Source organism: Betaproteobacteria bacterium (assembly GCA_016713305.1).
Lineage (GTDB): Bacteria > Pseudomonadota > Gammaproteobacteria > Burkholderiales.
Genome location: JADJPK010000010.1, coordinates 199059 through 214654 on the forward strand (window position 1 = coordinate 199059; position 15596 = coordinate 214654).

Sequence of the window (15596 nt, forward strand, 5' to 3'; positions counted from 1 at the left end):
GAGACGCGGGGCTTCTCTCGGCGCTGATCGACGAGATCCGCCCCGAGGATCCCGAAGATGGCGCGCGCGCACTCAAGAATCTGCACGCCGTCGAATACGTGCTTGCCGCCAACGAGCACTGGCGGGAGGCACTGCGAACGCTGATCGCGTCGCTGTTCGCGAGCTCGGAACAATCGGAGCTCTTCTGCGAGCTGGGTATCCTGCCCAACTCGGGATTCGTCACCGAGCTGGGGCGCCGCATCGCCGATCGGGTCCTCCCTCGCCCTACGACCCGACCTCGCTGCTCTCGCTTCTCGTCCGGCTGTTTCGCGCAAGACCGACCGCCTCTGGGTGAGGGCCATCGGCGACGAACACTGGATGCGGCTGTTCGGCACGCTCGGTCTCGATTTTCTGGCGAGTCCGGGCGACCGGCACACGGCGCTCGAAATCCTCGAATCGATCCAGACGCTTTCGTATCGGATTGCGGCAATCGGACTGGAGCCGGAACTCGCCCGCGTGCTGCCGGAGCTGCGCCAGTTCGAGTCACCCTTCGTGGCGCAGCACCTGGAGACGCAGCGATTCATCGAGGACTACCGGCGGGCACTGAGCGACGGCTCGGCGCTGCGGCACGATCACCTCCACGTCCTGGTGCTGCTTGAGCAGTGTTCTCAGGTGATCGCGCGCATCCGTCGCAACACCCCCTCCACGGGCGTGAGCATCGCGCTGACCTACCTGCTGCAGCGCGCGACCGAGACGATCGTCCGGATTCAGGATCTTCTGGCCGTGCTGGACCCGTCGCCGGGCGAACACCGGCGTTCGGGCGCGGTCCGCCTGTTCAAGCTCTTCGTGGATGCCGAGTGCACAAAGACACTGCTGCGCCCCCATTTCGCCAAGAACACGGAACTGCTCGCGCGGGAAATCACGGAGCACGCGGGCAGGACGGGCGATCACTACATCACGAACACGCGCGAAGAATACCGCTGGATGTTCCGTGCCGCGTTCGGCGCAGGGGCGATCGTGCCGATCCTGGCGTTCATCAAGCTATGGCTTCACGGACTGCATGCGGCGCCCCTTGTCGAGGGAATTCTCTACGGACTCAACTACGCGCTGGGCTTCGTGCTGATCCAGCTCCTTCATTTCACGGTCGCCACCAAGCAGCCGGCGATGACGGCCACACGCATCGCCGCGGCCCTCGACGCATCTCCGGGACAACGTCCGCGGATGGACGACATGGTGGAGCTGATCGTGCGCGTGTGCCGCAGTCAGTTCATCGCCATCGTGGGCAATGTCGCTCTGGCATTCCCGCTCGCCTTCTTCGTCTGCCTGGCCTGGTCGCATGCCACGGGCAGCCACGTCGCGCCTCCCGAAAAGGCCGCCCATCTGCTGCAGGACCTGCATCCGTGGCGCAGCCTCGCACTGTTTCATGCCGCCATTGCGGGGGTCTATCTGTTTCTCTCCGGCCTCGTCAGCGGCTACTGCGACAACATGACCGTCTACCGCAGGATCCCCGAACGCATCCGCGCCCTCCCCTGGCTCCGCCGGCTGCTCGGCGACACCCGGACAGCCGCCATCGCCGAATACCTCGGCAACAACCTTGGCGGACTGGCGGGCAATGTCGTCTTTGGTTTCATGCTGGGACTGACGGGCGTGATCGGATTCAATCTGGGCCTCCCGCTCGACATCAGGCACGTGACCTTCGCCGCCGCCAACCTCGGCATCGGTCTCGAGGCGCTGCAGGGCGAGCCGTTCACCGCCACGCTGGCCTGGATCTTCCTGGGGGTGGCCACGATCGGCGTTGTCAACCTCCTCGTGAGCTTCACGCTCGCCCTGATGCTTGCCATGAAGGCGCGGCGCGTCCCGTTCAGGTACGCCCGTCTGCTGCTCCTTCCCCTGGCGGGCCGCCTGTTCACGCGCCCGCTGGACTTCCTGCGCCCACCGCGCGATGAATCGGTCTCCGAACCGTCGAACGAGCGGTCCCGCTGAATCCGGGAGAGCCGCTGGCCCGCGCGGGTGGGAGGCGTGCGGTGTGCCGAAAGCGTTGCCGCACCCGCTCCGTTCCTGCGGACGGCGCCGCTACAATCGGGATCCCTGAACGCCACCGCACCGGAGCCGACGATGTCCGCGAACGAACAGCTGCGACAGGCACGCCTCGATCTCACCGCCGCCCTGCGTTCCGCAGCACGGATGGGACTGAACGAAGGCGTGTGCAACCATTTCAGCCTTGAACTTCCGGGCGAGCCCGACAAGTTCCTCATCAATCCGCAGGGACTTCACTGGTCCGAGATCACGCCGTCGGATCTCATGATCGTGGACGAAAAGGGCATCGTGCTGGAAGGAAAGCACAAGGTGGAGCCCACGGCCTTCTTCATCCACGGACGCATCCACCTCGGCAAGCGCAAGAAGTGCGTGCTCCACACCCACATGCCTTACGCCACGGCATTGTGCCTGCTGGAGGACGGACGTCTCGACTGTGCCGCCAACCAGAACGCCATGCGGTTCTGGAACCGCATCGGCTATGACGGCGAGTACGGCGGCGTGGCACTGGATGACACGGAAGGCGACCGCATCTGCAACGCGCTGGGCGACAAGGACATCGCCTTTCTTGCGCATCACGGGGTGCTCGTCTGCGGCGAAACCGTCGCCTACGCGTTCGACGATCTGTACTACCTCGAAAGATCCTGCATGGTCCAGGTCATCGCCTGGAGCACCGGCCGGCGGCTCAAGCAGGCCCCGGTTCACCTCGTCGAGCAGGCATGCCGGCAGATCGAGGGCGAGCGCCAGCAGTCCATCCTGCATTTCGAGGCGCTGAAGCGGCTCCTCGACCGCGAACAGCCCGGCTGGACGGGCCACCGCTGAACTCCCGGTCTCGGGGCAAGGCGGGCAGACTCGGAGAAGTCTGCCTGCCTTGGCGAAAGGCTATTCCAGGCGCTTCCAGTGCTGGGACCGCCCGATGAGGGACACGCCGATGAACCCGCGCACCTCCAGGCGTGCACCCGCGTCATGCAGCTTCATCTTGCATCGATACACGCTCCCGTTCTTCGGGTCGAGAATCTGACCGCCCGCCCACTGGTCGCCGTCCTTTCTCAGCCCCCAGAGAATCGTCATGCCCACGATGGGTTTGTCCTTCCTGTCGCCTTCGCACTTGCGGCACAGGCCGTCCGGATCGTCGTCCGGCCGGCGATTGAGCAGTTTCTCGACTCGCCCTTCGTACACACCGCCGGATTCGATGATCCTCACCTCGGATCGTGCGACACCCGTCTTGTCGTCGATGGTCTGCCAGACGCCTACCGGCGAATCCGGAGCCGCGAATGCAAGTACGGCAAAAGACAACATCCACAGTGCAAGAAGACTTCGACCCGTCATCGCCAACCCTCCCCTCCCTTCACGTCCTGACCGTCACGCCACCTTCTCCGGAGGTGCGACCCGAAGCTTGGCGATCGCCTTCCAGTCCCAGTCGATGCCCAGCCCGGGGCCTTCGTAAGGATAGGCGTAGCCCTTTTCGATGCGCATCCGGTTCCGGGTTATCACGTCGAGTTGCGGAATGTGTTCCACCCACGGGGAATTGGGAACGGCCGCGCAGAGCCCCACGTGCAGTTCCATGAGGTAGTGAGGACAGATGGGAACGTTGAAGCTTTCGGCGAGATGCGCGCACTTCAACCACGGCGTGATTCCTCCGATGCGGGCCACGTCGGTCTGCACGATCGTGCAGGCGCCCCGCTGCAGGTACTCCCGAAAGTGGCTGATGGAGTAGATCGACTCCCCCACGGCGATGGGCAGCGACGTGGACTCCCGCAGCATCACATGCCCGTTCAGGTCCTCTGCCGGCAACGGCTCCTCGAACCAGGCGAGATCCAGCGGCTCGAAATGACGTGCCCGGCGAATCGCTTCGGCGGCCGTGAACCCCTGGTTGGCATCCACCATGAGTTCGATGTCATCGCCGATCGCCTTGCGCACGGCCTTCAGGCGCTTCACGTCCTCCGTGACGTGCGGTTTGCCGACCTTGATCTTCACACCGCGAAAGCCCTGCTTCACGACGTGCTCCGCATTGGCGACGATCTGCTTCACCGGCACATGGAGCCAGCCGCCTTCGGTGTCGTACACCGGAATCCGTTCCTGCGCACCACCCGCCAGCTTGTGCAGCGGCATCCCCAGCCGTTTGCCGCGCAGATCCCACAGCGCCGTATCGACAGCGCACAGAGCGAGACTGGTGATCGCCCCCACGGCGGTGGCATGAGTATGAAAGAACAGGTGCTGCCAGAGGGCCTCGATCATGTCGGGATCGCGCCCGATGAGCCGGGGCGCCAGATGATCCCGCAACAGCGCAACCACCGAGGATCCGCCGGTGCCGATCGTGTACGTGTATCCCGTGCCTTCCAGACCATCGTCCGTGCGGATGCGGACCATGGGCGTCTCCTGCTTGGGAAACGCCTGGATCGCATCGCCGCGTTTCACCATCGATGCGAGATCCACCTGGAAGATCTCGATTTCCTGGATTCTGGACATTTCTGTTCTTCTCCCTGTCGTTCTTCCCCGGTGCATCGCGTCGAGCAGCCGATGTCTCTTCCCGTCTGCCACCGCCTTGCACCTTCCCGACCGGACTGGCACGACGGACCGGCCTCTCTCTACGCATCCTCCGTTCTCCGGCGGGATTCCCGCGCAACGGTCCGGCTCGCTCCGCGTGGTGACCGCCCTCGGGCTACAACCGTTCGAAGATCCCCGCCGCACCCATGCCGGTTCCCACGCACATGGTCACCATGCCGTAACGCTCTCCCCTGCGGCGCATCCCGTGCAGGAGCGTCGCCGTCCGGATCGCACCGGTCGCGCCGAGCGGATGGCCGAGCGCGATGGCGCCTCCTTGCGGATTGATGCGCGAAGGATCCAGATCGAGTTCGCGGATGACGGCCAGCGACTGCGCAGCGAACGCTTCGTTCAGTTCGATGCAATCCATGGACGACAGCGCGAGGCCCGTCTGCCGCAGCACTTTCGGGATGGCTTCCACCGGACCGATGCCCATGATCTCCGGCGGCACGCCGGCCACCGCGAATCCGACGAAACGTGCCAGAGGCATCAAACCGAAACGCTTGAGCGCCGCCCCGCTGGCGAGGACCACCGCGCCGGCGCCATCCGACGTCTGCGAGCTGTTTCCGGCGGTCACCGATCCGTTCGCGGAAAAGGCAGGTTTGAGCTTGGCGAGCACCTCGAGCGTCGTGCCCGGGCGAGGCCCTTCGTCCCGCGCCGCCAGCGTTCTCGCGATCCTCAATTCCCGGGAGCCGAGGTCGGCGCTGCGCGATTCGATCTCGAACGGCGCGATCTCCTCGTCGAACCAGCCCGCTTCGATGGCGGCCAGCGCCTTGCGATGGCTTTCGACTGCGAACGCGTCCTGCGCATCCCGGGACACCTGCCACCGTTGCGCCACCTTCTCCGCCGTGATGCCCATGCCGTAGGCGATGCCGATATTCTCGTCACGAGCGAACACGGCATCGTTGATGGCGATCTTGTGCCCCCCCATGGGGATGAGGCTCATGCTCTCCGTCCCCGCACCGATCATCACGTCAGCTTCCCCAAGACGGATCCGATCGGCAGCGATCGCCACCGCCTGGAGTCCCGACGAACAGAACCGGTTCACCGTGAGTCCGGCAACGGACTGCGGCAAGCCTGCCAGCAAGAGCCCGACACGAGCCACGTTCATGCCCTGCTCCGCTTCGGGAATCGCGCAGCCGACGATGACGTCGTCGATGGCCTTCGGATCGAGCGCGGGAACGCGCGCAAGCGCGGAGCGGAGCGCGTGCGCCAGCAGGTCGTCGGGCCGCGTCGAACGGAACATTCCTCGCGGCGCCTTCCCTACCGGGGTGCGCACCGCTGCAACGATGTAGGCGTCTTCGACCTGTCGGCTCATGGCGGTCTTCCCGGAGATCAGTTGCGAAGCGGCTTGCCGGTCTTCAACGTGTGCTCGACCCGCGCCTGCGTCTTCTCGGTGGCGATGAGCTCCATGAACGCTTCGCGCTCCAGATCCAGCAGCCACTGCTCGTCCACCTTCGTCCCGGCGTCCACGTCGCCACCGCAGACGACTCTCGCGAGCTTCGTCGCGATCAGATGGTCGTGCTCGCTGATGGAGCCTCCCGCCAGGAGATTGGCAAGATGCGCACGGATGGTCCCGAGTGCCGTGCGGCCGCCCACGACGATGTCGTCCGCCGGCAGCGGTGCCCGGTATCCGCGTTCGGACAGCGCCGTCAGTTCGTGCCTCGCGACGTGGAGCAATTCCTGCCGGTGCATGACGATCGGGTCGGAGGCTCTCAAGTACCCCATCTCACGCGCCTGCATCGCGCTGCGGCTCACCTCTGCCATGGCGGCATTCTGGAAATAGGGTCGAAGGAACGGCAGCACGTCCGAACCCCTGGCCTCGCGCGATGCGCGCAGCGCGAGTTCCTTGCAACCGCCTCCTGCCGGAACGAGTCCGACACCCGTCTCCACCAGGCCGATGTAGCTCTCCAGATGCGCCACCGCGCGGTCGCAGTGCATCACGAACTCGCAGCCTCCGCCGAGGGCGAGCCCCTCGACTGCGGCGACGGTCGGCACCCGGCAGTAGCGCAGGAGTTGCGACGTGGCCTGGAAACGCGCGACGATGCCCTCGACCTTCTCCAGCCTTCCCGCCATCAGGGCATCGGCCACATTGAGCCGGTGCGCGGCCTTGAGGATCGCGGACTCCGCCTCCCGCTTGAGCTTCTTCACGATCGAACCGAACGCCGTCGGCTTGGGACGATCGGCCCGCGGCGCGGAGGGTCCCGAGAGGTTGGCGCCCACCGAGAACGGCGGCTCCGTTTGCCACAGGATGAGTCCCCTGAGACCGCGTTCGGCCTCTTCCACGGCCAGGGCGACGCCTTCCAGCACGTCCTCCCCGATCGCGTGCATCTTGCTCTTGAATGACAGCACGCCGATGTCGTCACCCGCCGTCCACAGACGCACCGCGTACGTCTCCATCACCGTGCTGCCGTAGCCTGCAGCCTCGCCAGCCAGGCGATCCGGGTAACGCTGCCGCGAATACACGGGCAGTGTCGAGCGCTTCTGCAGACCCGGCCGGGAAGGACTCCACGAGCCCTCGGCCGAATGGACGGCGGTCCGTCCGGGGTCCGTGGCCCAGGACGGCAGCGGGACAGCCGCCATCGACTCCCCGGCCGCGATGTCGTCGGCGATCCATCGGGCCACCTGCTGCCAGCCCACGGTCTGCCACAGCTCGAACGGCCCTTCCTTCCATCCGAACCCCCAGCGCATCGCCAGGTCGAGGTCGCGCGCGTTGTCCGCGATGTCGGCCAGTTGCACGGCGCTGTAGTGCAGCATGTCCCGCGTCACCGCCCAGAGAAAGCGAGCTTGCGGATGGGCGCTCGCCCGCAGGGTCGCCCATCGGACCGCCGGATCACGTTCCTTCAGGATCTCCGCAATCTGCGCATCCGCCTCCTTCACCGCCGGACGCCAATCGCCGCTCTGCGGCTGCAGCACGAGGATGTCGCGGTCCTGCTTGCGGTAGATGCCGCGCCGGGTCTTGTTGCCCAGCGCGCCTTGAGCGATCAACGCCTGCAGCCAGTCCGGAACGGCGAAATGCCGATGCCAGGGGTCCGTGGTCAGGTTGTCGCGCATGGTGCCGATCACGTGCGCCAGCGTGTCGAGCCCCACCAGGTCGGCGGTGCGGTAGGTCGCGCTCTTGGGACGCCCGATGCGTGTTCCCGTGATGGCGTCCACTTCGTCGAAACCGAGCCCCAGCCGGGCCGTGTGGTGAAACGCGGCCAGCACGGCGAAGACGCCGATCCGGTTGGCAATGAAATTGGGGGTGTCCTTCGCCCGAACCACCCCCTTGCCCAAGGCGGTCGTGAGAAACGTCTCCAGAGCATCGAGCACGGCAGGATCGGTCTGGGCCGCCCCGACCAGTTCCACCAGATGCATGTACCGCGGAGGGTTGAAGAAATGCACCCCGCAGAAACGCGTCCTCCGCTCGGCAGGCAACGCATCGGCCAGCGCATCGACCGACAGGCCCGACGTGTTGGTGGCGAGTACCGCGCGGCTGGCAAGATGCGGCGAAATGCGGTCATAGAGCGACCGCTTCAGGTCCATGCGTTCGGCGATCGCTTCGATCACCAGATCGCATTCGCCAAGCCTCGCCAGGTGATCGTCGTAGTTGAGCGGTGTGATGAATCGTGCCAGATCGCGGGAGGCAAGCGGTGCCGGATCCATCGCGGCCAGTGACTCGACCGCCTTCACCGCCGCGGACGAGCGGTCGCCTTCTTTGGCAGGCAGTTCGTACAGCAGACATTCCACACCTGCGTTGACGAGATGCGCCGCGATCTGCGCTCCCATCACGCCGGCACCGAGCACGGCGGCCTTGCGGACGTGGTAGCGGTCGGAGTCCTGCGTCACGGAAACGCCCTCCTTCGAGTCATCCCTCCGGCCAACGCCGCTACCACGAGAACGTGTACTGGGCGGCGAGTATGTGTGCCGAATTGTCGTATTCGCCCCGCAGGGTCCCGGCACTGGCCACCGTGTGGTCGATGGTGGACGCCTTCAGCATCACATAGGCGTAAGCGAGATCCACCCGATGGCGCGCGACAGGATCCCAGCGCGCCCCCAGGGAGAGCCACGTCCGGTCGGAGTCGGGTTGGTTGGCCGTGCGATTCGCGGCATCCTTGACCGGAGTCTGGTCCCAGGCGAGGCCGCCCGCAGCAGCCACGCATCGTTGAGTCGGTAGTTGAGCGCGGCCGACAGCCTCTTGCTGTCCTTGAAGTTGAGATCCAGCGGAGAGCTTGCGGCACCGGTTGCCGCATTGCGCGGGACGAGAGACTGGATCGAACTCCACTGGTAGTAGGCCAGATCGCCCAGCACCGTCCAGCGGTCGTTCAGCGCATGCACGACGCTCACCTGCGAGATGGCGGGAAGCGTCAGGTCCGCGGTGATATCGAAGGTCTGGGCAGCGAAGACCGTCCCGTTCGCGAGCGTGACGGTCTGCCGTCCCTCGAGATTGAGATCGACCCTGGAGCGGTAGCTCACCCCCACGCGCGTCGCTTCCGAGAACTCCACAAGCACCCCGGCATTGAATCCCAGCGCCGAGTCCTTTCCGGTCAGCGTGACCCGCCCTTCCGACGGGCCGGGCAGCAACTGCGACCGCTTGATCTCCGCATCCGCATGCAGGTAGTTGAGGCCGAATCCGGCGGAAATCCGGTCACTGAACCGATAGGCCACGGACGGATTCACATTGATCGTCTTCACGTCCGTGTAGTCCGCCTGGAATCGTCCCCGCCAGCCTTCGTCGTAGTCGGTCTTGCTGCCCCAGGGTGCGCTGATGCCCAGACCGAAGCGCCAGTTGCCCATGGGAAGCACGGCGAATACCGTGGGGAGCAGGCTCGCCGGGACGAAACTGCCGCCGTTGCCCCCGGTGAATGCCGCCGGTCCGGTGGACCCGGTGTCGGTGTACTTGAATCCCGGATCGATGAAATGCGCCCCGAGGCTGACCTGCCCGGTACCGATCCGGGACATCCCCGCCGGGTTGAAGAACACCGTGCTTGCGTCCTCTCCCAGCGCCGCCGCTCCTGCAAGCGAGTTGCCGATGCCGGCAGCCCCCTGGTAGGGAAGAAAGAATGCCGCAGCGGTTGCCCGCCCCGCGCACAGCAACGAACACGCGGCCAGAGATGCGGCCACTGCCACTCGTTTCGTCAAGCCTTGCATGTCTGCGTCTCCTCCTGGTCATTCGACGATGCGCCCGGTGCCCCCGCTTCCGGATGCTTCACGCCTGCACCACTGTCCTGGGCCGTCGATTCTCGTCCACTGCGACATACGTCAACGTTGCCTCGGTCACCTTCACGACAGATTGCGCCACGCCACGTTCGGCGAACACCTCCACGCTCACCGTGATGGACGTGCGTCCGACACGGGCCACGTCGGCGTAGAAGCTCACGATGTCGCCCACCAGCACCGGCTGCTTGAACACGAAGGAATTGACGGCGACGGTCGCCACCCGTCCCCGCGCGAGCCGGAATGCCGGGATGCTCCCGGCAATGTCCACCTGAGCCATGATCCATCCGCCGAAGATGTCCCCGGTAGGGTTCACGTCGGAAGGCATGGGAACCACGCGCAGCACGGCTTCCCTGCCGGCCGGCAGACTGATCGGCGGTTCGTCCCCCTCATCGTACGGCTGCATTCTGTTGTGCCCTTGTCGTCGGCGCTATGCGCTCATGCGGACCGCAATCGCACCACGGCCTTGTCCGGATCCTGCTGGCCGGAAACCGGACCATCGAGACCCGGCGAAGCCTCATGCCGCCCGATGTCCCGCGGGAAATCGTCGACCATGATGCATCCGCGCCGCAGCCGGCGGTATTCGCCGAGCAATGCGACGTCGTCGGCCCCCAGCAGTCCGTGTGCCACCGCGTTCGCGTGGCGCTCTCCGTCCGAGGCGCCGTGCAACGCGCCCCCCTGGTCCGCCGCGCGTAGTTTAGCCTCCAGTGCCTCCCGCGCGATCGACGAGTTCGAAGGCAAGCTCCAGCCGGCCGGATGGGATCGGTGTCCGTGCGCGGCAGATGCATTCCGCGCGTCAGGCGGTCCCGGGCAGGAGAAGGACGGCACACCGCAGCCGCGACCGCGGAGCCGAGCCTGTCACTGGGAGGCATGCAACGGGTTCCGAGCGGAAAGGCCGCCATGCGCACAGCCAGTCCCGCCCATCTTCCCGGCAGATTGCGCGCGATGCCGGCGATCGCCTGCTCGGCGCGATGCAAGGCATCCTGCACCGCCCATTGGACGATCGGAAGATCCTCGCCCGGACAACCGTCATCGTGAAAGCGCTTGAGCGACGCCGAAGCGAGATAGAGCTGGCTCAGCACGTCGCCCAGCCGGCCCGAAATCTTCTCCCTGCGCTTGAGCGAGCCGCCCAGGGTCAGCATCGCCACGTCGGCCGTGAACGCGAAGACGGCCGACAGGCGTGACAGTTCCCGGAACAGCGGGGTCGCTTGCGCATTCCCTGCTCCCGCGGCCCATCTCGCGCCTGTGAGGGAATGGAAGACGCTGCGAAGGAAGTTGCCCGAGACAAAGCGGACATGACCCCAGAAAGCCGCGTCGAACTCGACCGAGGCCTGCCGGGCGTTCTCCAGCCTCGCTGCGGCGACCTCCCGCAATACGTACGGGTGGCAACGGATGGCGCCTTGACCGAAGATGATCAGCGATCGCGTCAGGATGTTGGCGCCTTCGACCGTGATCGCGATGGGCACCTGCTGATAGGCCCGGCCGAGGTAGTTGGACGGCCCCAGGCAGATGCCCTTGCCGCCATGCACGTCCATGGCGTCGTTCACGACCATGCGGCCACGCTCGGTGGCGTGGTATTTCACGATGGCGGAGACGACCGAGGGCTTCTCGCCCTGGTCCACACCGCCTGCGGTCATGATGCGCGCCGCGTCGATGACATAGGTGTGCCCGGCGATACGGGCGATCGCCTCGTCCACTCCTTCCATGCGTGCAAGGGGGGTCTTGAACTGGCTCCGCATGCGCGCATACGCGCTGGTCGTCCTCACCGCCACCTTCGCCATTCCCGCACAGGATGACGGCAGCGAAATGGAACGGCCGGCCGCCAGGCACTCCATGAGCATCCGCCAACCCTGCCCGACCCGGGCCACTCCGCCGATCACCCAGTCGATCGGTATGAACACGTCCGTACCCGAATTGGGACCGTTCATGAAGGAGCCGTTCAAGGGAAAATGCCGCCGGCCGATGTTCACGCCCGGGTGGTCCGCGGGAATCAGCGCAAGCGTGATGCCCCGTTCCACTTCTCCTCCCAGCAGCCGGTCGGGATCGCGGACCTTGAACGCGAGGCCCAGCAGCGTCGCGATCGGGCCCAGGGTGATGTAGCGCTTGTCCCAGGTGACGCGAAGCCCGAGGACCTCCTGCCCCTCGTGCATCCCTTTGCACACGATGCCCACGTCCGGAATCGACGCCGCGTCCGAACCGGCCTCCGGACCGGTGAGCGCGAAGCACGGCATCTCGATGCCCTTGGCCAGACGTGGCAGGTAGTGATCCTTCTGCGCCTCGGTACCGTAATGAAGAAGGAGTTCCGCGGGGCCGAGGGAATTGGGCACCATCACGGAGACGGTCGCAGTGGCGCTTCGAGTGGCGAGCTTTGCCACGACTTCGCTGTGCGCAAGGGCGGAAAACCCCAGGCCTCCGTAGCGCACGGGAATGATCATTCCCAGAAAACCCTGCGCCTTGATGTACTGCCAGACGTCCTCGGGAAGATCGTTGAGTTCGTGCGTGATCCGCCAATCGTCAAGCATTCCGCACAGAATCTCGACCGGCCCGTCCAGGAATGCCTGCTCCCCGGCGGTGAGAACCGGTCGCGGAAGACCGAGCAGCCGTTCCCAATCCGGCCTACCGCTGAAGAGATCGCCGTCCCACCAGACCGTTCCCGCCTCGAGCGCTTCCTGCTCGGTCTGCGACATCCGGGGAAGCACCCGGCGGAAACGCGCGAGCACCCAGTCGCTGACGAGCGCGCGCCGCAGTGGCGGGACTGCGACGACAAGAACGATCAGCGCAACCACCACCAGCAACAGCGTCATGAGACTCTCCCGCAACGCACCACGATATGGCCGGCGTGACAACCCCGCACTGTACGCCTTCGCGCGTGCTGCCGGGAGATGCCGTTCGTTTTCGCCCTGGAGTGTCGCCGATCGTGGACGGCAGGCACGGATGGCCCGGAGGCCGGAGTGGATCGGACTTCCCTGGGAACGGGCGAACGTTGATCAACGAAGGGGGGCAGACGGCGACGCCGTCGTGCAAACCGAAAAACGGAGGACAACCGGGGAAGGGGCTCGGTAGCAGGGCACGGGCGTGCCCCGCTACCGAGATCAGAAGGACGCCTCGTCCAACGCCATGACGCTCGTGGACCCTGCAACGATGGCCTGTTCCAGCGCGTGGGCCGTGGGCAGGATGTGCTCTGCGTGGAACCGGGCCGTCGCCAGCTTGGCGCGATAGAAATCGTGGTCGCCGCTGCGGGCATCGAGACGATGCTTGGCGATGACGGCAGCTCGCGCCATTTGCCAGCCGCCTGCCACCACACCCCAGAGCTTGAGATAGGGCACGGCACCGGCCACTGCCGCCTTCGCGTTGGCCGGATAGGTCTCGAGGAGCCAGTCGGTCGCCGCTTCCAGCCGCGATACGCCCGTGGTCAGGGCGCGGCGGATGACTGACAGCGCCGGGTGATCGCCATGCGCGGCGAGTTCGCGATCGAACGCCTTGATCTGCGCGATGACGGCCTTTGCCGTGAGTCCTTTCTCGAATGCGAGCTTGCGGCCGACGAGGTCGTTCGCCTGGATGCCGGTCGTGCCTTCGTAGATCGGCGTGATGCGGGCATCGCGGAGATACTGGGCGGCTCCGGTCTCCTCGACGAAGCCCATCCCGCCGTGAATCTGGACCCCCAGCGAGGCGATTTCGACCGACTTTTCCGTGCACCAGCCCTTCACGACGGGAGTGAGGAGGTCGAACACGGCCTGGCCGCGACGCTTCGTCTCGACATCCGGATTGGACAATGCGTGATCCAGCGCTTCGGCCGCTGCCGCCGCCAGGGCTCGCATCGCCTCCGTGTGCGCCTTCATGGTCATCAGCATGCGCCGCACATCGGGATGATGAATGATCGAGACGCGGTCGCCGCTCTTGACTCCGATCTCGCGTCCCTGGACCCGCTGGCGCGCGTAGTCGAGGGCATGCTGGTAGGCCCGCTCGGCCATGGCGATGCCCTCCACGCCTACTTCGAGGCGCGCGAAGTTCATCATGGTGAACATGTACTCCAGGCCCCGGTTCTCTTCACCCACCAGATACCCGATGGCGCCCTCGTTGTCGCCATAGGCCATGACGCACGTCGGGCTGCCATGGATCCCGAGCTTGTGCTCGATCGACACGCACTTGACGTCGTTGCGCGCACCCAGCGAACCATCGGCATTGACCAGGAACTTGGGGACAATGAAAGCGAGATGCCCTTCACGCCTTCGGGCGCATCGGGCGTGCGGGCGAGCACCAGATGGACGATGTTCGCCACCATGTCGTGTTCGCCCCAGGTGATGAAGATCTTGGTGCCCTTGATGCGGTAGTGATCGCCCTCCGGCACCGCGCGGGTCCGCACGGCGGAAAGATCCGAGCCCGCCTGGGGTTCCGTCAGATTCATCGTCCCGGTCCACTCGCCCGAGACGAGCTTCGGAACGTACGTCGCGCGCAGCGCGTCCGAGCCGTGCCGCCGGATGGCGGTCATCGCGCCCGTCGTGAGCATCGGGCACAGGCAGAACGACATGTTCGCGGAATTCCACATCTCGGAGAGCTGCTGTGACAGCACGTGCGGCAGTCCCTGTCCCCCGAATTCGGGCTCGCCGCCCACCGCTGCCCAGCCCGCCTCGACGAACTGTCCGTACGCCTCCTTGAATCCCGGCACGCTGGTGACGCCTTCCTCCGACCACTTCGCTCCAATCTTGTCGCCGGCGCGGTTGAGGGGGTCCAGCACACCGGCGGCGAACTTGCCTGCTTCTTCAAGGACCGCATCGACGAGATCCGCGGACACTTCCTCGCAGCCGGGCAACCGGGCGATCGATTCGAGGTCGACCAGTTCCTTCAGCACGAACTGCATGTCGCGCAGCGGGGCAGCATAGGTGGACATGATCCGGTTCTCCTATTGGGGATCAGCCTAGGGCCTGGGTGAATTCCGGCACGGCCTGGAACAGGTCCGCGACGAGCCAGTAGTTGGCGACCTGGGTGATGGGCGCTTCGGCATCCTTGTTGATGGCCACGATCACCTTGCTGTCCTTCATGCCCGCAAGATGCTGGATGGCGCCCGAAATGCCGACGGCGATGTAAAGCTCGGGCGCGACGATCTTGCCGGTCTGGCCCACCTGATAGTCGTTCGGAACGAAGCCCGCATCGACCGCGGCACGGGACGCACCCACCGCTGCGCCCAGCTTGTCGGCGAGGGCCTCCAGGATGCGGAAGTTCTCGCCGCTGCCCATTCCCCTCCCGCCCGAGACGATGATGCGGGCGGCCGTGAGTTCCGGACGGGCGGACTTCGTGAGCTCCTGCCCGAGGAGCGTCGCGAGGCCGGTATCCGCCTGGGCGCCGATGGGTTCGATGGACGCGCTGCCGCCCGTCGCTGGAGCGGCATCGAAGCCCGTGGCACGAACGGTGATCACCTTGATCGCATCGGCGGACTGCACCGTCGCCATGGCATTGCCGGCATAGATGGGGCGCACGAAGGTGTCGGGCGATTCCACCGCGACGATGTCGGAGATCTGCGCCACATCCAGCAACGCGGCAACGCGAGGCAGCATGTTCTTGCCGAACGCCGTGGCCGGGGCGAGGACGTGGGAATAGTCGCCGGCGATGGAAACCACCAGCGCGGCCAGATTTTCCGCGAGGCCGTCGCGGTACGCCGGCGCATCCACGGCGCGCACCTTGGCCACACCGGCGACGGTTGCCGCCGCCTGGGCAACGGCAGCACACCCCTCTCCTGCCACGAGCACGTGGATGTCGCCGCCGATCTTCGATGCTGCGGCGATCGTGTTGAGCGTCGCCGCCTTGAGGTTCGCGTTGTCGTGTTCCGCGATCACGAGAATGGTCAT

General features: G+C 65.8%; 9 protein-coding genes and 2 pseudogenes. 2 read left to right on the forward strand and 9 right to left on the reverse strand.

Going from position 1 to position 15596, the window contains the following annotated elements:
* The first annotated feature begins 330 nt into the window (after window positions 1-330).
* The gene (locus IPK20_14930; protein MBK8017880.1) at window positions 331-1962 is read left to right on the forward strand and encodes a hypothetical protein; all 1632 of its coding nucleotides are present in this window, start codon (window positions 331-333) and stop codon (window positions 1960-1962) included.
* Between the two features lie 132 nt (window positions 1963-2094).
* Window positions 2095-2835, forward strand: a complete 741-nt coding sequence (locus tag IPK20_14935; protein MBK8017881.1) for an aldolase — start codon at window positions 2095-2097, stop codon at window positions 2833-2835.
* 60 nt (window positions 2836-2895) lie between these two features.
* Here the strand turns inward: IPK20_14935 and IPK20_14940 are convergent, their stop codons facing one another.
* The 9 genes and pseudogenes from IPK20_14940 to IPK20_14980 form a co-directional block, all read right to left on the reverse strand.
* Window positions 2896-3342 (reverse strand): DUF2147 domain-containing protein, encoded by a 447-nt coding sequence (locus IPK20_14940; GenBank protein MBK8017882.1) that lies wholly within the window; start codon window positions 3340-3342, stop codon window positions 2896-2898.
* 33 nt (window positions 3343-3375) lie between these two features.
* Window positions 3376-4482 carry a mandelate racemase/muconate lactonizing enzyme family protein gene (locus IPK20_14945; protein ID MBK8017883.1) on the reverse strand — a complete coding sequence of 369 codons (1107 nt, stop codon included), beginning with the start codon at window positions 4480-4482 and terminating at the stop codon, window positions 3376-3378.
* A gap of 193 nt (window positions 4483-4675) precedes the next feature.
* The gene (locus tag IPK20_14950; protein MBK8017884.1) at window positions 4676-5875 is read right to left on the reverse strand and encodes an acetyl-CoA C-acyltransferase; all 1200 of its coding nucleotides are present in this window, start codon (window positions 5873-5875) and stop codon (window positions 4676-4678) included.
* Window positions 5876-5892: 17 nt separating this feature from the next.
* On the reverse strand, window positions 5893-8325 hold the full coding sequence (locus IPK20_14955) for a 3-hydroxyacyl-CoA dehydrogenase/enoyl-CoA hydratase family protein (GenBank protein ID MBK8017885.1): 2433 nt from the start codon (window positions 8323-8325) through the stop codon (window positions 5893-5895).
* 100 nt (window positions 8326-8425) lie between these two features.
* The gene (locus IPK20_14960; protein MBK8017886.1) at window positions 8426-8695 is read right to left on the reverse strand and encodes an outer membrane protein transport protein; all 270 of its coding nucleotides are present in this window, start codon (window positions 8693-8695) and stop codon (window positions 8426-8428) included.
* A 1050-nt stretch (window positions 8696-9745) separates the two neighbouring features.
* Window positions 9746-10159, reverse strand: a complete 414-nt coding sequence (locus IPK20_14965; protein ID MBK8017887.1) for an acyl-CoA thioesterase — start codon at window positions 10157-10159, stop codon at window positions 9746-9748.
* A 32-nt stretch (window positions 10160-10191) separates the two neighbouring features.
* Window positions 10192-12557: pseudogene (locus IPK20_14970) on the reverse strand (acyl-CoA dehydrogenase).
* Between the two features lie 288 nt (window positions 12558-12845).
* A pseudogene (locus IPK20_14975) lies at window positions 12846-14641 on the reverse strand (acyl-CoA dehydrogenase).
* A 22-nt stretch (window positions 14642-14663) separates the two neighbouring features.
* Complete coding sequence (locus IPK20_14980; protein MBK8017888.1) at window positions 14664-15596, reverse strand: electron transfer flavoprotein subunit alpha/FixB family protein; 933 nt, start codon at window positions 15594-15596, stop codon at window positions 14664-14666.

Excerpts from the sequence above, each read along its gene's own strand:
- IPK20_14950 (MBK8017884.1), bottom strand. The coding sequence starts at position 5,875 with ATGAGCCGACAGGTCGAAGACGCCTACATCGTTGCAGCGGTGCGCACC.
- IPK20_14955 (MBK8017885.1), bottom strand. The coding sequence starts at position 8,325 with ATGGGAGCGCAGATCGCGGCGCATCTCGTCAACGCAGGTGTGGAATGT.
- IPK20_14980 (MBK8017888.1), bottom strand. The coding sequence starts at position 15,596 with ATGACCATTCTCGTGATCGCGGAACACGACAACGCGAACCTCAAGGCG.
- IPK20_14935 (MBK8017881.1), top strand. The coding sequence starts at position 2,095 with ATGTCCGCGAACGAACAGCTGCGACAGGCACGCCTCGATCTCACCGCC.
- IPK20_14945 (MBK8017883.1), bottom strand. The coding sequence starts at position 4,482 with ATGTCCAGAATCCAGGAAATCGAGATCTTCCAGGTGGATCTCGCATCG.
- IPK20_14940 (MBK8017882.1), bottom strand. The coding sequence starts at position 3,342 with ATGACGGGTCGAAGTCTTCTTGCACTGTGGATGTTGTCTTTTGCCGTA.
- IPK20_14965 (MBK8017887.1), bottom strand. The coding sequence starts at position 10,159 with ATGCAGCCGTACGATGAGGGGGACGAACCGCCGATCAGTCTGCCGGCC.